This is a genomic window from Streptomyces natalensis ATCC 27448 (assembly GCF_000935125.1).
In the GTDB taxonomy this organism is placed as follows: domain Bacteria; phylum Actinomycetota; class Actinomycetes; order Streptomycetales; family Streptomycetaceae; genus Streptomyces; species Streptomyces natalensis.
Map to the genome: position 1 here is coordinate 339452 of NZ_JRKI01000026.1, position 16272 is coordinate 355723.

Annotated in this window: 19 protein-coding genes; 11 read left to right on the forward strand and 8 right to left on the reverse strand. The window is 71.6% G+C overall.

Annotated features, from left to right (window positions below; all coding sequences use genetic code 11):
* Positions 1-4 precede the first annotated feature (4 nt).
* Complete coding sequence (locus SNA_RS43235) at positions 5-331, reverse strand: hypothetical protein (protein WP_030064905.1); 327 nt, start codon at positions 329-331, stop codon at positions 5-7.
* 531 nt (positions 332-862) lie between these two features.
* On the opposite strand from SNA_RS43235, the gene SNA_RS17560 reads away from it, so the two are divergent.
* The 3 genes from SNA_RS17560 to SNA_RS17565 all read left to right on the forward strand — a co-directional run bounded on the left by SNA_RS17560 (position 863) and on the right by SNA_RS17565 (position 3029).
* Positions 863-1315, forward strand: coding sequence for an XRE family transcriptional regulator (locus tag SNA_RS17560; protein ID WP_157879963.1), 453 nt, complete (start codon positions 863-865; stop codon positions 1313-1315).
* Positions 1316-1462: 147 nt separating this feature from the next.
* Positions 1463-1750, forward strand: coding sequence for a hypothetical protein (locus SNA_RS42430; protein WP_157879964.1), 288 nt, complete (start codon positions 1463-1465; stop codon positions 1748-1750).
* Positions 1692-3029, forward strand: coding sequence for a site-specific integrase (locus SNA_RS17565; protein ID WP_030064908.1), 1338 nt, complete (start codon positions 1692-1694; stop codon positions 3027-3029). Before SNA_RS42430 ends, SNA_RS17565 begins: the two co-directional genes overlap by 59 nt.
* A gap of 349 nt (positions 3030-3378) precedes the next feature.
* Here SNA_RS17565 and SNA_RS17570 read toward each other — a convergent pair whose 3' ends face one another.
* Positions 3379-4005, reverse strand: coding sequence for a YigZ family protein (locus tag SNA_RS17570; RefSeq protein ID WP_030064909.1), 627 nt, complete (start codon positions 4003-4005; stop codon positions 3379-3381).
* A 249-nt stretch (positions 4006-4254) separates the two neighbouring features.
* On the opposite strand from SNA_RS17570, the gene SNA_RS17575 reads away from it, so the two are divergent.
* From SNA_RS17575 to SNA_RS17585, 3 genes are all read left to right on the forward strand, one after another.
* Positions 4255-5046, forward strand: a complete 792-nt coding sequence (locus SNA_RS17575) for a type VII secretion system-associated protein (RefSeq protein WP_052808930.1) — start codon at positions 4255-4257, stop codon at positions 5044-5046.
* Between the two features lie 157 nt (positions 5047-5203).
* The gene (locus tag SNA_RS17580; RefSeq protein ID WP_030064911.1) at positions 5204-5611 is read left to right on the forward strand and encodes a CoA-binding protein; all 408 of its coding nucleotides are present in this window, start codon (positions 5204-5206) and stop codon (positions 5609-5611) included.
* A 42-nt stretch (positions 5612-5653) separates the two neighbouring features.
* Positions 5654-6160, forward strand: coding sequence for a GNAT family N-acetyltransferase (locus SNA_RS17585; RefSeq protein ID WP_030064912.1), 507 nt, complete (start codon positions 5654-5656; stop codon positions 6158-6160).
* A gap of 58 nt (positions 6161-6218) precedes the next feature.
* Here the strand turns inward: SNA_RS17585 and SNA_RS17590 are convergent, their stop codons facing one another.
* Both SNA_RS17590 and SNA_RS17595 read right to left on the reverse strand, forming a co-directional pair.
* Positions 6219-6779: a YbaK/EbsC family protein gene (locus SNA_RS17590; protein WP_030064913.1), complete on the reverse strand. Its 561-nt coding sequence runs from the start codon at positions 6777-6779 to the stop codon at positions 6219-6221.
* 100 nt (positions 6780-6879) lie between these two features.
* Positions 6880-7452 (reverse strand): helix-turn-helix domain-containing protein, encoded by a 573-nt coding sequence (locus SNA_RS17595; RefSeq protein ID WP_030064914.1) that lies wholly within the window; start codon positions 7450-7452, stop codon positions 6880-6882.
* A 137-nt stretch (positions 7453-7589) separates the two neighbouring features.
* On the opposite strand from SNA_RS17595, the gene SNA_RS17600 reads away from it, so the two are divergent.
* A complete protein-coding gene (locus SNA_RS17600) occupies positions 7590-8459 on the forward strand; it encodes a DMT family transporter (RefSeq protein WP_030064915.1) in 870 nt (289 codons plus the stop codon).
* A gap of 7 nt (positions 8460-8466) precedes the next feature.
* On the opposite strand, the gene SNA_RS17605 is transcribed toward SNA_RS17600, so the two are convergent.
* Complete coding sequence (locus tag SNA_RS17605; protein ID WP_420823487.1) at positions 8467-9243, reverse strand: acyltransferase; 777 nt, start codon at positions 9241-9243, stop codon at positions 8467-8469.
* A 137-nt stretch (positions 9244-9380) separates the two neighbouring features.
* On the opposite strand from SNA_RS17605, the gene SNA_RS17610 reads away from it, so the two are divergent.
* The 3 genes from SNA_RS17610 to SNA_RS17620 all read left to right on the forward strand — a co-directional run bounded on the left by SNA_RS17610 (position 9381) and on the right by SNA_RS17620 (position 12463).
* Positions 9381-9938 carry a gamma carbonic anhydrase family protein gene (locus tag SNA_RS17610; protein ID WP_044365722.1) on the forward strand — a complete coding sequence of 186 codons (558 nt, stop codon included), beginning with the start codon at positions 9381-9383 and terminating at the stop codon, positions 9936-9938.
* 135 nt (positions 9939-10073) lie between these two features.
* Positions 10074-12143, forward strand: a complete 2070-nt coding sequence (locus tag SNA_RS17615; protein WP_044365724.1) for an AAA family ATPase — start codon at positions 10074-10076, stop codon at positions 12141-12143.
* An 89-nt stretch (positions 12144-12232) separates the two neighbouring features.
* Positions 12233-12463 carry a hypothetical protein gene (locus SNA_RS17620; RefSeq protein WP_030064920.1) on the forward strand — a complete coding sequence of 77 codons (231 nt, stop codon included), beginning with the start codon at positions 12233-12235 and terminating at the stop codon, positions 12461-12463.
* A 65-nt stretch (positions 12464-12528) separates the two neighbouring features.
* On the opposite strand, the gene SNA_RS17625 is transcribed toward SNA_RS17620, so the two are convergent.
* Together SNA_RS17625 and SNA_RS17630 are read right to left on the reverse strand one after the other, a co-directional pair.
* Positions 12529-13176 carry a DedA family protein gene (locus SNA_RS17625; RefSeq protein ID WP_030064921.1) on the reverse strand — a complete coding sequence of 216 codons (648 nt, stop codon included), beginning with the start codon at positions 13174-13176 and terminating at the stop codon, positions 12529-12531.
* Between the two features lie 239 nt (positions 13177-13415).
* Positions 13416-13871, reverse strand: a complete 456-nt coding sequence (locus SNA_RS17630; protein WP_030064922.1) for a DUF4442 domain-containing protein — start codon at positions 13869-13871, stop codon at positions 13416-13418.
* Between the two features lie 168 nt (positions 13872-14039).
* On the opposite strand from SNA_RS17630, the gene SNA_RS17635 reads away from it, so the two are divergent.
* Positions 14040-15365, forward strand: coding sequence for an MFS transporter (locus tag SNA_RS17635; RefSeq protein ID WP_198535057.1), 1326 nt, complete (start codon positions 14040-14042; stop codon positions 15363-15365).
* Here the strand turns inward: SNA_RS17635 and SNA_RS41300 are convergent.
* On the reverse strand, positions 15352-16233 hold the full coding sequence (locus tag SNA_RS41300; protein ID WP_044365880.1) for a spermidine synthase: 882 nt from the start codon (positions 16231-16233) through the stop codon (positions 15352-15354). The two genes, SNA_RS17635 and SNA_RS41300, sit on opposite strands and share 14 nt — an antisense overlap.
* Positions 16234-16272 lie beyond the last annotated feature (39 nt).

Genomic DNA, 16272 nt, shown 5'->3' on the forward strand with positions numbered 1-16272 from the left:
TAGCTCAGCCCGCGAGGGCGAGCTCGCAGGGGGTGTCGGTGGAGCTCTTCCGCGGCCGGCGAGCCGCGGACCGCTTGGGCCGTCGGGCCTCGGGGGGTCGGGAATCCTGCGACGGCTGCTGGGCCTGCAGTTCCAGGTCCCTGATGTAGGCGTCTACGGATTCGATCCGGGCGCAGACGTGCTTGCCGAGGAAGAAGGTCTCAGGACCCTTTCCAGCCATGCGCCACTTGCGGTAGGTGCCGGGCGTGATGCCCAGGCGTGAAGCGATACCCGGCCCGTTGGGGCTGTCGTCGATGAAGACGAAGCCGTCCGGGGGTGTCTTGCTGGCCACATGCTCTCCTTAGTCCGGTGGGGCGGTGTTGGGATCCGTGTTGTTCGGATCTGGAGACGCCGGGGGCGCGAAAAGCACCAGTACGGCAACGCCGAGGGACTCCGCGATGTTGTGGGCCGTGCCCGCGTCACAGTCAGCGCGACGTCCGCTGACCAGGTGCCCTATGAGTGAGTGGTGGCTCAGGCCGATGGCATCTGCCAGCGATCTGACGGTGTATGGAGTGCCGCGCCCGGGGTGCTGCATGAGGTACTGCAGGACACCTCTGTCGCGGAGCCGGTAGCGCACTCTCAACGGATCTCCAGTGGAACGGATCGGTTCTCGATGAGAACAGATAAGCACAGCAGGAGCCGCTTCGTCTACCGATCCGAACGGCCAAATTAGAAGTTTCCGCGCAGTAGCTTGAGCGCTAACCTCGATTCGTAGACGATTCGTCTGCGGCGGGGAATGGTTGTACCGGCTGACCTGCGTTTTGTAGAGTCAGCGCGGCCTAGAGACGAGACGACCGTGGATGAAACGCGAAGGGACGATGACATGGAGGCGGCTGCTGCCGACCGTCAGCACCACCCCGAGGGGTCAGCAGTGCCCGACTCCCTTGCCGAGCAGCTGGACCGCGATGAGCTGAGCCGCCTGGTGCGCGAGGCCAACGACGCCGGCGCCTCCTATCAGCAGCTCGCGGATCGAGCGGTCGACCCCGAGACGGGCGAGCAGCTCTCGAAGCCGTACATGCAGAAGCTGGCCACCAATGCCGTCACGACGGCCCCGAACGCCGCCCGGCTGCGAGCTATCGCCGCCGCGCTACGGCAGCCGCTGACCGTGGTGCAGCGGGCCGCGGCGCGACAGTTCCTCGACTACAAGGCGACCGAGCTATCCGGCTACGACGATGACGTGCGTGTGATCGTCGCCCACCTGGCAGGCATGACACCCACCGCCAAGCGCCGGTGGCGAGCCATGATCGAGGCCGTGGAGAACGTCGACGAAGAGTGACGGTGACGGCCGAACGAAGCTACGCAAATCGGAACGACTTGTGGATTCTGGTTGTGCGTTCAAATTTCGGAGGGTAGCTTTCCGGATTCAACCCGTCACATCAGGGGACTCCCCCACACCCCTGTTCCCACGGCCTGGGGGTGCAGGATGCTCGACGTCCAGTACGTGTACGACAAGGCGCGAACCTTCGACGAGCCCGTAGCCGTCCGCGAAACACGAGGTACCGTCCGCTTCGAGCTCTACCGCGGCTTCTTCCTCCCCGAGGGAGTCGCCGCGCTGAACATCGCCACGGCCCAAGTCCTCGCCGGAGGACAGTGGTTCCAGCTGTGGAGAGGTGAGATCGTGTCCATGCGCTCACCTCTGCTCAAGGAGCCCTATGGCCGGATACATCGAGGATCGCTGGTGGACCAAGAAGCCCGATCCCAAGACTGGTAAGAAGCGCAAGACCGCCCGGTATGGCCAGGGCAAGCGATGGCGGGTCGCCGGCATCCCCGGCGTCCGCGACCGCTCCTTCGAAAACAAGACCGGCCCCGACGGCGCAGACGCCTGGCTCGCAGACGCCCAGAGCAAGAGCCGCGCAGGGGAGTTCATCGACCCCCGCAGCGGCAACCTGACGCTCACCGAGTACATCGAAGACGAGTGGTGGCCGTCAGTTACGGGCGATGTGTCTACGCTTCAAACCGTCAAGGGCCGCGTGTGGAACCACATCATCCCACTCATGGGACACCAGACGCTCAACGCGATCAAGGTCGCACAGCTGCGCGCCTTCGTGAAAGAGCTCAACAAGCAGACTGGCCCAGGGACTGCACTCGCGGCCTGGGGCTATCTGTCGTCCATTCTGCAGATGGCTGTTGAGGACGAGCGGATCCCACGAAATTACGCAACCTATCGATCTGTCAGGGCCGGGTTGCCAAAGCGCCCGGAGCGCAAGGCGCGGGCCTGGCAACGTGATCGAGTTCGGGCCGTTCAAAAGGCCATGGACTCGCGGTTCCAGGTGATGGTCGATCTGGGCGTGGGTGTCGGGCTACGGCAAGGGGAAGTCTTCGGGCTGTCCGTTGAGGACATCGATGAGGGGGCCGGCGTTATCCATGTCCGCCGGCAGATCCGCAAGATCGGCGGCAGGCTCGTATTTGCACCTCCCAAAGGGGGCAAGACGCGCGATGTGCCACTGCCGGGTCAAGTGGCGAGCAGGCTGCGCAGCCACCTCGAGGCATTCCCGGCTTCTGGCGTGACCCTGCCCTGGATGAACCCGGAGACGCCGACCTCGGAGAAGGAGCGCAAGGACTGGGCGCCCCAGACGCATGTCTTGGTCGTTACCGCAGTACGGGGTGGTCCGCTCCGCAGGGACAGCTGGAATCTGCGCCAGTGGAAGCCTGCCCTTGCCGCGGCCGGCGTCATCACGGAACCTGAGATGCTCCAGCAGGTCTCCAGCGACGGTAAGAGAGAGTGCACCGTGCTGAAGTACGAGGAGAGCAGGGAGCACGGGTTCCACGCCCTGAGGCATACCTTCGCGTCGGTGCACCTGGACGCTCGGGAGAACCCGGTGGCAGTCTCGAAGTGGCTGGGCCACGCGGACCCGAGTATCACGCTCCGGATTTACGCGCACATGATGCCCGAGGCGGATGGCCGCGGGCGGGCAGCGATGGACGCCTGGTTCGAGGCCACCCCAGACTTATTCTCCCCAGATTCTCCCCAGGGTGTCGAAGCGGAATGAAATCAGGGCCCGGACCGCGCGTGCAGTCCGGGCCCCGTCGTGGTCTCCGTGCACACCCATCGAGGCGAGCGCAGGTCTCTGAGCTGCGGAAGCATGAGCCTGGAAGTACAGGTAGCAGATGGCGCGGTAGCCCAACGTTCTTCCCTTCGACGTTCTTTCGCTTCGCCCTCAGTCAATTTCCGCACATCTGGCTCATGTTGAGGGCAGTGGCCTGGAAGAGTCCGATGCGGCGGACGAATTCCCCTCGTTCGTCGGGGAGTTCAGGCATGTGCGGGCCCTTTCGCTCGCCGGCTGCGCGGCCCTGTACGGCCTGCCGGTGCCTCTCCCCCGCCCCCCGACAGCTCCCCCGTCAGAGGTCCCCGTACGCCTCCCCGCCGACCTCCACCACCGCCGTCCCGGCCGTCGCATCGGCCAGCCAGCCGCGGAAGGCGTCCAGATCGGCCTCGGGCAGCCCGACCTCGATCCGCACATCGGCCCCGTACGTCACCTCGCGCACCGCGCGCACCGTCGTGCGCAGATCGTTCTCCACCCGGCCGGCGCGCTGGTGGTCGACGCGGACGGTGACCAGCCGGAAGCGCTGCCGGGTGACCGTGCCCAGCGCGTCCAGCGCCTCGCCGACGACGCCTCCGTAAGCGCGGATCAGCCCGCCCGCACCGAGCTTGATGCCACCGAAGTACCGCGTGACCACGGCGACCACATAACGCACCTCGCGCCGCACCAGCATCTGGAGCATCGGCACCCCCGCGGTGCCGCCCGGCTCACCGTCGTCGCTGGCCTTCTGGACGCCGCCGTCGGCGCCGAGGACATACGCCCAGCAGTGGTGCCGCGCCCCGGGGTGCTCCTTGCGGATGCGCGCGATGAAGTCCTGGGCCTCGGCCTCGTCGGCCACGGGCGCGAGCGCGGCGATGAAGCGGGACTTGTTGATCTCGATCTCATGGACGCCCTCGCCCGCGAGCGTGCGGTACTGCTCCTGCATCCGGCCAGCCTATGCCGCCCCTGTGACACGGCCACCGGCCGGTCCCGTGGCCCCTTGCCCCTCGCCGCGCTGCGCTGTCCGCCGTACGGGCGCACGGCGCACGGCCAGGCGGCGTACCCCAGGGGTCCGTGCGGTGCGTCGGGAAGACGTCCGCGCCGCCCCGTGGGCAGGGTGAGGCCCGGGCGACGGCCTTGTGTTTGCGGGGTCCGCCCGTGCACTCAGAACCGACGGCGGGTGGCGGAGGGCTTCATGGACAACAGCACACAGGCGGCGATGACGGCAGGCGAGCCCGTGACGGGCGAGGACATGCCTAAGCCGCCGCCGGAGGTCGTCGAGGCGGCACGCAACGCACCCGACCACTGGCTGGCCATGGTCGATCTGACCTGGCAGGGCGAGGGGGCACCGCCCCTGTGGGCGCTGATCGGCCAGTGGCGGTCGGGCCCGACCGGCGAGATCGAGGAGTGGCGGGACAACCCCGAATACCGGCCCTCGCCGCAGGCCCTGGACTGGACCGAGCCGTCCGATGCCGTGGACCGCGCGGTGCAGCTGGCCGCCACGGGCTACGGCCCGGCCGAGGACGTCCATGCGACGCTGGCCCGCGCGGAGGTCTCCGTCCTGGTCACCGCCACCGGCACACCGCTGGCCGCGGCCTCCCCGGAGGGCACCCCGGTGATCCCCGTCTACACCTCCCCCGCCTACCTGGAGTCGGTCGGACGGCTGCTCTACGACCGGCGTCCGGTGGCCGAGCTGGTCGACGCGCTGCCGCCCGGGCACGCCCTGTACCTGAACCCGACCGGACCGGTGAGCATGCTGGTCGAGACCGAACCGCTGCGGGCGGCGATGGCGGCGGCCGGAACGGGTGGCGAAGCCTCGCAGCAGACGGACGAGGCCCGCGAGGCGGCGATCATCAGCGCGCTGCGTCCGGGCACGGCGGCGGCCGGCATCGAGCCGGTGACCGGCGGCGCGGCCATCGGCAAACCGGCCCGCACCGCCCCCGGCACCACCGTCGTCGGCGCCGGCGCGGCCGGTGGCACCACCTGATCCCCACCCATAAAGACCCGCCCCGCCCGTCTTCCCCTTCGGGCGGGGCGTCCGGGTATCCACGCCCCGGTGCCGACCAGCAAAATGACCAGCCGGGAATCAGTACGGCCCGCCGCCCGTTGTCCCACAGCGGAGTCTTGGACAACAGGAGGCAGCCATGCACGACGACCCGGCGACGATCCGCAGGATCCTTACCGAGCTCGGGGACACCTGGGCCATCGTGGGGCTGTCCTCGAACCGGCGGCGGGCCGCATACGGTGTCGCGCAGGTGCTCCAGCGCTACGGCAAGCGGATCGTCCCCGTGCACCCGAAGGCCGAGACGGTGCACGGGGAAACGGGCTACCCGTCCCTCGACGCCATTCCGTTCGGGGTCGATGTGGTCGACACCTTCGTGAACAGCGACCTCGCCGGGGCCGTCGCCGACGAAGCCGTCGCCATCGGCGCCCGGGCGGTGTGGTTCCAGCTGGGTGTCATCGACGACGCCGCCTACACCCGCACTCGCGCCGCCGGGCTCGCCATGGTCATGGACCGCTGCCCCGCCATCGAGATACCCCTGCTCCACTGACCCCCCGTGGGGGCGGGGCACCGGCTGCGTTAGCGTCCGTACATGATCACGCCACGTGCCGCCGTACCCGAGGACGCCGCCGAGCTCGTCCGGCTGCGTCGTCTGATGTTCCTCGCCATGAACGGGCAGGACGATCCCGGGAGTTGGGAGCGCACCGCCGAGGCGGTGGCACGTCGTCAGCTGGCCGGGCCGGACGGGCCACTGGTCGCCTTCGTGGTGGACGGCGAGGAGGCCGGGGCACCACATCTGGCGGCGTGTGCGGTCGGGCGGACAGAGGAGCGGCTGCCCGCGCCCGGACACCCTTCGGGCCTCTTCGGCTTCGTCTTCAACGTCTGTACGGACCCGCGCTACCGCGGCCGGGGCCATGCGCGGGCCACGACGGAGGCGCTGCTGGCCCGCTTCGCCGAGCGGGGCGTCACCCGGGTCGATCTGCATGCCACGGACGACGCCGAACCGCTCTACCGCAGCCTCGGCTTCACCGAGCACTCGATACCGCTGTCGCTGGACCTGCGCTCCCGTACGGGCGCTGGACGGGCGCGGTCCCGTTAGCGCCGGCCCGATGGCGCGGGCCCGGCGGGTACGAGCCCGCCCGCCGCGGTCGGGTCCGTCACCCGGCGATGCCCAGGCCCTCCAGCACCGTGACACCGGGCAGTTCGGCCAGCGCCTTGCCCGGCACGATGAGCTTGCCCCGGCGGCGGCCGCTGCCGATCAGTACGTAGGGGGCATCGGCGACGGCGGCGTCCACCAGCACCGGCCAGCCGACGGGCAGGCCGATCGGGGTGATGCCGCCGTATTCCATCCCGCTGTCGCCGACCGCGGTGTCCATCGACGCGAACGACGCCTTGCGGGCGCCCAGTTGGCGGCGGACCGTGCCATTGACGTCGACCCGGGTGTGCGAGAGGACCAGGCACGCGGCCAAGGTGACCTCGCCGCCGCGCTTGCCCGCCACCACGACGCAGTTCGCCGACTGCTCCAGCAGCCAGGAGCCGTAATGGGCAACGAGCAGCTCGGTGTCCGCGATGGCCGGGTCGGTGTCCACGTAGCGCAGCTCCCGCACCGGGACGGATCCGCGCCAGCCGCGGATCGCCGCGGCCACCGGCTCGACCAGCAGGTCCAGGCACTCGGCGGCGGGCCGGACATCGTCGAAAGCTTCCATCGGCGCAGCCATAACAGCCAAGCCAACAGGGGCGGGACGGCCGGGCGCGGGCCCTCTCACCGTACGACCAGACGTACGGCCCGGTGGACGCACCGGCCGCCGCCGCGCCCCGTCACCGCCCCAGCGGGATGACCACCGACATCGTCATCTCGACCGGCTCCACCCCGTCGTTGCGGTAGCCGTGCGCCACCTTGGCCTCGAAGGTCGCCGAGGCCCCGGCCGCCACCTCGTACTCCTCGTCCTCCACTTCGAGCGTCAGCGTCCCGGACCGCACATGGAGCAGCTCGACGCTGCCCGGGGGATGCGGATCCGAGGCGCTGCGGTCGCCGGGCATCAGCCGCCAGTTCCACATCTCGAAGGGGCCGGGCGCCTCGGTGCCGACCAGGAGGACGCTGTGGCTGCCGGCCTCGGTGGACCACAGCCGTACGGTCTCCTCGGGTGCGACGATCCGCACCTGGGGGCCCTGTTCGTAGTCGAGGAGCGTGGTGATGCTGACGCCCAGCGCGTCGGCGATCTTGACGGTGGTGCCCACGCTCGGGTTCGTACGGGCCTGCTCAATCTGGATGATCATGCCGCGGCTGACTCCGGCCCGCGCCGCCAGGGCGTCGAGGGTGTAGCCGCGTTCGGCGCGCCAGTGCTTGAGATTGCGGGCGAGCGACTGCGTGAGCTGATCGAGATCCGTCACGGTCCGTCCAGGTCGAAGTCCATCGGGGTGCACCCGAGGCGCCCCCGCGGTCAAATATATTCGATTCCACAGTTCATTCTTATGAACTACTGTGTGGTGCACTTCAGCGTCCACGTCACTGTACTGCGAGGTTTCCCATGACTGCGGTCTTCGCCCTGGCCACCAGCCTCCTGTGGGGGCTCGCCGACTTCGGCGGCGGACTGCTCACCCGACGACTGCATGCACTGACCGTCGTGGTCGTCTCGCAGGCCCTGGCCGCCCTGGTCCTGGGCGCCGTCGTGGTGACCACCGGCGGCTGGCGGGAGGCGGGCCCGCAGCTGTGGTTCGCTGTCGCGGCCGGTGTCGTGGGGCCCGCCGCCATGCTCTGCTTCTACCGCGCCCTGGCGCTCGGCCCGATGGGTGTGGTCTCCCCGCTCGCCTCCCTGGGCACCGTCCTCGTCCCGCTCGGCATCGGCGTCGTGGCGGGCGAACGGCCGGGCCTGATCCAGGTCGCGGGCATGATCGTGGCCGTGATCGGCGTCCTGCTGGCGGGCGGCCCCCGGCTCGACGGCGCATCGGTGGCCCGCCAGACCATCGCCCTGACGCTGATCTCGGCGCTGGGCTTCGGCGCGGTGATGTCCCTGATCGCCGAGGCGTCCACGACCGTGACCGGCCTGTTCCTCGCGCTGTTCGTCCAGCGGGTGTGCAATGTCGCGGTGGGCGGCGCCGCGCTGTACGCGACGGTGCGGCGCGGCACCCCCGCGCTGCCCGAGGGCGGTTTCGCGGCGCTGCGCGGCTCGCTGCCCGCCCTCGCCTTCGTCGGCATCGCCGATGTCGCCGCCAACGGCACCTACGCCCTGGCCGCACAGAGCGGCCCGGTCACCGTCGCGGCCGTCCTCGCCTCGCTCTACCCCGTCGTCACCACGCTCGCCGCGCTCGGCGTCCTGAAGGAACGGATGCGCGCCGTCCAGACGGCGGGCGCCTCGTTGGCCCTGGTGGGAACGGTGCTGCTCGCCTCGCGGGGATGAGAGGTGATCAGGAGGACGCCCCTTCCGCAGCGGTGGCGGCCTCCTCCGGCTCCCACCCCTTCAGCGCCACCAGCTGTTCGGGGGTGACGCCCTCGGGGACCGGCACCGGCGTCGGCGTACGCAGCGGCGGCTGCCAGCCCGCCTCGGGATCCCAGGAGCGGACGATCTTGGCCGGCGCGCCCGCGACGACCGCGTGGTCCGGTATGTCGCCGCGCACCACGGCCCCGGCCGCCACCACCACGTTCCGGCCCAGCCGCGCGCCGGGCAGGATGACCGCCCCGGTGCCGATCCAGCTGCCGGAACCGATACTGACCGGCTCGGTGCGCGGCCACTGCTTGCCGACCGGCACCTCGGGATCGTCATAGCTGTGGTTGGTGGTGGTGACATACACCCCGGGGCCGAAGAAGCAGTCATCGCCGATCGTCAGCCGGACATCCGCGATCACATGGCTGCCCCGCCCCAGGACGACGCCGTTGCCGAGGGTGAGGATGGGGTCGGGGCCGAGGTCGAGGTCCGGCATCATGCCCGCCGTCAGGGTCACGTCCTGGGCGATGATGCAGTGCTCGCCGATCTCGATCCACGGGTCGCCGAAGACGGTCCCCTGCGGGAAGGCGAGCCGGGCGCCGGCCCCGATGCGGCGGAAGCGGTACGGGCCGGGGCGCTCGGCCGTGACGGCGGCGGTCTGCCGCACCCAGTGCACGCCCCGGTGGACGGCGCGCGAAACGGCCCGGCGCCGCCAGGCAGCGAGGGATGAGAACACGTTCTGGTGTGACGGCACCCGCACACCGTACTCAGCACGCCGCGCGACCGGCCGCGCCCGGCGCTGTGATCTTCGCCCCACCGCCGGCCGCCCCCGCCCACCGCTGCGGACGTCGTCTACGGTGCTGTTGGCGCGGCACGGCACTGGCGAGGAGAGACGACATGGCAGGACGGGCGGTGCCCTCCGGCACTTGCGGGGCGTTGATTTCAGGGGTGACCGGCGCGGAGCCGGCGATCGATCCGGCGGCCTACACCGCGCCCACGTCCGTCGTGGTCGGCGAGGTGACGATGGCTCCCGGGGCGAGCGTCTGGTACCACGCGGTGCTGCGCGCCGACTGCGGTCCGATCGTGCTCGGCGCGGACAGCAACATCCAGGACAACTGCACGGTGCACGTGGACCCCGGCTTCCCGGTGACCGTCGGCGAACGGGTCTCCGTCGGCCACAACGCCGTACTGCACGGCTGCACGGTCGAGGACGACGTCCTGATCGGCATGGGCGCCACGGTCCTCAACGGCGCGCATATCGGCGCCGGTTCGCTGGTCGCGGCGCAGGCGCTGGTCCCGCAGGGGATGCGGGTGCCGCCCGGTTCGCTGGTCGCCGGGGTGCCGGCGAAGGTCAGGCGTGAACTGACCGACGAGGAGCGCGAGACGATCAAGCTCAATGCCGCGATGTATCTGCATCTGGCGGCGCAGCACCGCGCGTCGGTACGGGAGGACTGACGGCGGCGGCGTCAAACGCCCCCGCCGTATTTCCCCCGATAGAGAGGGGAAGTGGCCTGTTTACCCGCCGGTCGGTTCTGGCATCGTTGGTCACCCATAGGGACGGCGCGGCTGTGCCGTGGACGGGGATGACGGATGAGCGTGTGGGCCGATCACCGGCCACTGCCCGAGGTGGTGGGCCGGGCCGTTGAGCACGAGCAGGTGTGCGGGCTGCTGGACGGCTCCTGTCTGGTGACGCTCACCGGGGCCGCGGGGGTGGGCAAGAGCGTGCTGGCCCGGGCCGTTCTGGACGAGCATCTCGCGCGGCACGGCGGCACGGTCGTCCGGGTCGGCTGCTGGGACGGCCTGGCCGAGGGTGGTCTGACGGACGCGCTGGCCGAGGCCGCGGGCCTGCCGGCCGCCGCCCTCCCCCAAGCTCTCAAGGAGCGGGGAGGTGCCCCCACAACCGGCTCACAGACCGTCGCGCGGGGCGTCTCGCGCCCGTACGAACCGCCGCGCACCCGCCCCCGTCCCCCGCGCCCGGTCGGCTCCGCCGCCGTCGCGGCGCTCGCCGCCCACTGCGCCGAGCAGCGCGCGATCCTGCTGCTGGACGACTGCGATCCGCTGCTCGACGAATGCGCGCAGCTGGTACGGCGGCTGCTGCGGGCCGAACCGGCGCTGCGGGTCGTGGCGACGTCCCGGCGCGCGCTGGGGCTGCCCGTGGAGCGGGTCGTCGAGATCCCGCCGCTGCCGGTGACGCTGGGCGAGGGCATCGCGGGGCCGGCCGTCGAACTGCTCGCCACGCGCGCCGAGTCGGCCGCGCCCGAGCTGCTGGTCGCGGTGTGCGAGGCGCTGGAGGGCTCGCCGCTGGCCATCGCCCTGGCCGCCCGGCAGCTGGACCGGATGTCGCTGCCGCAGCTCGCCGCGCAGGTCGCCGCGGACGGCCCGCTCTCGTACTCGGGCCCGGCGCCGACCGCGCGCCACACCTCGCTCTACGCGGCACACGCCGCCGGCTACGCCCTCTGCTCGCCCACCGACCGGCGGGTGTGGGCGCGGCTCTCGGTGCTCCCCGGGGACTTCGATCCCTGGCTGGCAGGGTGCGTCTGTGCCAGCAGTGACGTTCCTTCACCGGAGATCGACGCGGCGCTCGAACGGCTGCGGCGGGCATCCGTACTGGAACGCGTACGGGAGGGGAACGACGCCCCGCGGGACGCCCGTGCCGCGCTGCCGCCGCGCTATCGACTCCCGCGCGGCGCCCGGGACTTCGGGCGGGCCCAGCTGCGCGACGCGGGCGAGGAGTCCGCGGCGCTGCGCCGCTTCCGGCAGGCGTGTGCGGCGCTCGCGGCGGAGGCGCAGATCGCCTGGCAGGGGCCCGACCAGCAGATCGCCGTATGCCTGGTGGAGGACGAACAACACAACCTGGACGCGGCGTTGACCCGGCCACCGCAGGACGCGGACGATGCGCTCAGCGCCCTGGAGATCGCCGTTTCCCTCTGGTTCCAGTGGGGTGCGTGCGGCTACCGTCGCGAGGGCCGGGCGCATCTCGACCGGCTGCTGCTGCTCTCCCGGGGCGACACCCCGCTGCGCGCCCGCGCGCTGTGGCTGGCCGGCTGGCTCGCCGCGCAGGAGCACGCGCCCGGCGCCGCGGAGACGCTGCTGGAACAGGCATGGGCGGCCGCCGTGATGCATGCGGACGCCGACGGGCTGGCCCGTATCGCGCATGCGCAAGGTGTGCTGGCGCTCTACCGGGAGGACACCGGGGCCGCGGTGGCCTGCCTAGAGGAGGCGGCCGGACACCGGTCGAGGGATCCGTGGTTCGGGCCCGGGCCCGCGCACAGCCGGGCGCTGCTCGCCGTCGCGCTGTCGGCGGTGGACGCCGAGGGCGCCCGGGCCGCCGCCCGCCGCGCCTGGGAATCCCGGCGCTCCGACGGCGACTTCTGGCTGTACTCCACCGTCCTGTACGCCCGCGCCCTGACCGAACGCGCCCATGGACGGCCGGACGCGGCCCTGCGGGCCTGCCGCAAGGCACTGGCGGCCAAGAAGCTCGTCGGCGACCCGCTGTTCATCGCGGGCGCGCGCCATATGCTCGACGGCCTGCGCCGCGAGGCACGCGCGGCACGCAAGGGAGCTCCGGCACCGGCCGACGGCGGCGCCACCCGGTGGTGGCAGCGCGGTGGCGCAGTCCGCACGGCCCCGTTCTTCTCACGGCTGCGGACGGGTTCGTAGAGCGGCTGTGCCCCGGCCTCGTCACAGCACGTGACCACCCGGCCGCGCTCGGGATGCGGGAACGCCGCGCCGCCCCCACCCTGGAGACCATGAAACGTGCCCTGGAGCGCGCGGCGCGCGCCCCCGTGATCGTGCACCCGCCCTGCACCGGCGGGCGCCGCGTCACGCTCTACGGCCAGGATCTGGGCCGCGCCCTGCGCCGAGGCGACGTGGCCGCGTATCTGCGCCGGGCGGGGTTCGTCACGGCGGAGTTCGCCTGGGACGACACCGGCCTCATCGAATGGCGCGAGGGCGGCCCCGACGTGTGGTCGACGCCCTGACGTGAGAACGCCACCGGCCCGGTAGCGAGCGCGCGCTACCGGGCCGGGCAATATCTGATGACCCGTCAGTCGACCGCCGCCGGAACCTGCGCCTTCGCCTCCCGCTCGGCCGCCGCCTTCTTCGCGCGGCGCTTCATGACCAGGAAGGAGCCGAGCCCGAAGAGCAGGGCGGCGGCCAGACCGAGCCACTGGAAGCGCTGCAACCACGATTCTGCGACCAGGCCGAGGCTGTAGATGAGCGCGGTGGTACCACCGGCCCAGACGATGCCGCCGAGGATGTTGGCGATCAGGAACTTCCAGTACGGCATCTTCAGCACACCGGAGAGCGGCCCGGCGAAGATGCGCAGCAGGGCGATGAAGCGGCCGACGAACACCGCCCACATGCCCCACTTCTCGAACTTCTCCTCCGCCATGGCGACATGGTCGGGACCGAAGTGCTTGGGGAACTTCCGGGCCGCCCAGTCCAGCAGCGGCTGGCCCCCCTTGCGCCCGATCAGATACCCGATGGAGTCGCCGATGATCGCGCCGGCGGACGCGCAGGCACCCAGCACGAACGGGTTGATGTGGTCCGTGGTCGCGGCGAGGATCGCCGCGCTGACGAGAACGATCTCACCGGGCAGCGGAATGCCCAGGCTTTCCACCCCGATGACCACCCCCACCAGGAGGTAGACGCTCACGGCCGGTACGGTCTCGAGCCACTCCTGGATGTGCAAAGCAGCTTCCTCCACTTGATGTCGGGCCCCCGTGGGCCGCTGCCCGGCTCCACCTGTGCCGCCGGGCCGGTCTTTACCCTCGGCACGCCGTATCGGCGCGCCCCGGAAGCGTACTCGATCGGCCGCCACGGACGCCGAACGACGACGGCCCGCCGTGCGCTGCACGACGGGCCGCGGAGCCGGGCTCCGGCTCTTTTGTGACTCGCTTACTTACGCCCCACTCATGTCTCGCTCATGCCTCACTTATGAGGACGCAGCGTCCACACAATGGTCATCTCGCCGGTCACCGCGCCGTTCTCGCGGGTGATCGTGACCGTCACCGGGAACTCCGGGCGCTCACCGGCATCCAGGTCGGCGACCACCTCGGCCACCGGCCGGCCGAGCTCCGCGGTCGCGGTGACGGGGCCCATGGCGAGCTTCTTGTAGCCGATCTCGGCCCGTACGGCCAGCGGCACCGCGCGCCCGAGCTGATCACCGAAGGCCGTCATCACGATCGCGCCGCTCGCGGACTCGGCGAGGGTGAACATCGCTCCGGCGTGCGGACCGCCGACGTGGTTGTGGAAGTCGGACTGGTCCGGCATACGGACCACGGCGCGCTCGGCGGTGGTCTCGGTGAACTCGAGGTTCAGGGTGCGCACCATCGGCACGGATGCCGACATCATTTCGCCGATCGACGGCAGGGTCTCAGAGGACATGGCGGCATGTTACCTGTCGGTAGCTTCGCTTGGGAAGGGTCGCGCGGGGGCCGGCCCGGGGTCGGCCGCGGGTCCGCATCGCCTGGGCAAAAAACCCGTATCCGGCCCGGTCACTCCCCGCATATCGTCGGCACCCATGCGACCGGACCGGCACCGCGGGGTGTCTCGATGACCGTCCGTCCGGCCTGGGCCGGGCGCAACTTCCTGCTGCTCACCGGGGCCACGGTGATCGCGAACCTCGGCAGCTCCGGCGCGCAGATCGCGACCGCCTTCGCGGTGCTCGCGGCCAACGGTTCGGCCACCGACGTCGGCCTGGTGGCCGCCGCCCGTACGATCCCGCTCGTCCTCTTCCTCCTCATCGGCGGCGCGGTCGCCGACCGGCTGCCCCGCCATCGCGTCATGGTGGCCGCGAACATCCTCAACTGCACGTCCCAGGGCCTGTTCGCGCTGCTCGTACTGACCGGGCAGCCGCCGCTGTGGCAGATGGCCGCGCTGGCGGCGCTCGGCGGCACCGGGCAGGCGTTCTTCGCCCCGGCCTCCGAGGGCATGGTGCTCGCCAGCGTCTCCGGCGAGCACTCCGGGCGCGCCTTCGCCGTCTTCCGCATGGGCATGAACGGCGCGACCATCGGCGGCGCCGCACTCGGCGGCGCGCTGGTCGCCGCCGCCGGGCCCGGCTGGGTGCTGGCGATCGACTCGGCCGCCTTCGCCCTGGCGGCCACGTTACGGGCGTTCCTCGACGCCGGCGGGGTGCCCGAGCGGGCCCCCGGCGGCGGGATGCTGCGTGATCTGCGCGACGGCTGGCGCGAGGTCGCCTCGCGGACCTGGCTGTGGGCGATAGTGGTGCAGTTCTCCCTCGTCAACGCGGTGATCGTCGCGGCCGAGGCGGTCTACGGGCCGCTGGTCGCCGAGGAGCACCTGGGCGGCGCCCGGCCGTGGGGGCTGGCGATGGCCGCGTTCGGCGTGGGCACGGTGGGCGGCGCGCTGCTGATGACCCGGTACAAGCCCCGCCGCATCCTGCTGACCGGCACGCTCTGCGTCTTCCCGCTCGCCCTTCCCTCCGCCGCGCTGGCCGTACCTCTCCCGGCGGCGGGACTCAGCGCCGTCATGTTCGGCACCGGTATCGCGGTCGAGGTCTTCTCGGTCGCCTGGATGACGGCGCTCCACCAGGAGATACCCGAGGAGAAGTTCTCCCGCGTCTCTTCCTACGACTGGTTCGGTTCCCTGGCCGGCGTCCCGGTGGCGACCGCACTGGCCGGCCCGGTCCAGAACGTGATCGGGCGACCGGCCGCACTCTGGGGCTGCTCCGCGCTGATCGCCCTGCTGACGGCGGCGGTGCTGTGCGTACGCGACGTACGGGCCCTCACCCGGCGTGATCATGGCCCTGCCCGGGATCCGCGCCGTCCGGAGGAGACGGCGGCGCGCGAGGCTCCCGGGCACCAACGGGACGACGCCTCACTGCCGGACCAGGCACCACCCCCCGTCAGCCGAGGCTGAAGGCCCCCGAAGGCGGTTCCGGCGACGGCGTGGCCTCGGCATCGCGTACGGGCAGCGCCCCCGCGATCAGCCGCCGTAGTGCCGCGCCGTGCTCGACCCGCGCCGGGAACGCATCGCCGGCCACCCGCCGGGTCAGTGCCGCCAGCGGCAGCTCGGCGGACGAGGCGAGCAGGACGGCGTTGCCGAAGCGGCGGCCGCGCAGGACCGAGGGTTCGGCGATCACCGCCAGGTAGGGCAACACCGAGGCGAAATTGGCGAGTTGCCCGCGCAGAAAGTCGAAGGGCGCGCCGTCGGCGAGGTTGGCGGCGTAGAGGCCGTGCGGTCGCAGCACCCGGGCGGCGGCCCGCGCGTATTCGACCGAGGTGAGGTGGGCGGGGACCCGGGAACCGCCGAACACGTCCGCCACGATGACATCGGCGCTGCCCTCGGGCGCCTCCTCCAGCGCCGTACGGGCGTCCTGGGCATGCACCTCGATACCGGAGCCGGCGGGCAGCGGCAGATGTTCCGCCACCAGGGCGAGCAGGCCGCGATCGGCCTCGATGACGTGCTGCCGGGATCCCGGGCGGGTGGCGGCCAGGTAACGGGGCAGGGTCAGGGCGCCGCCGCCCAGGTGGAGCGCGTCGAGGGGCTCTCCCGGGGCGGCGGCCACGTCCAGGGCGTGCGCCAGCCTGCGGACGTACTCGAACTCCAGGTGGGCGGGCGCATCCAGGTCGACGTACGACTGCGGGGCGCCGTCCACGGTCAGCAGCCACGCGCGGCGACGGTCGACATCGGGCAGCAGCTTGGCGGTGCCGTGGTCCACGGGGCGGGTGACGGGGACGGGGTCCGGATCCTGGTCGGGGTCGGCCTGGGGGTGGGTGTCGGGTATCGGACGGGCTGCTGTGCCCGTCGGGCCGGTTGGTGTGTC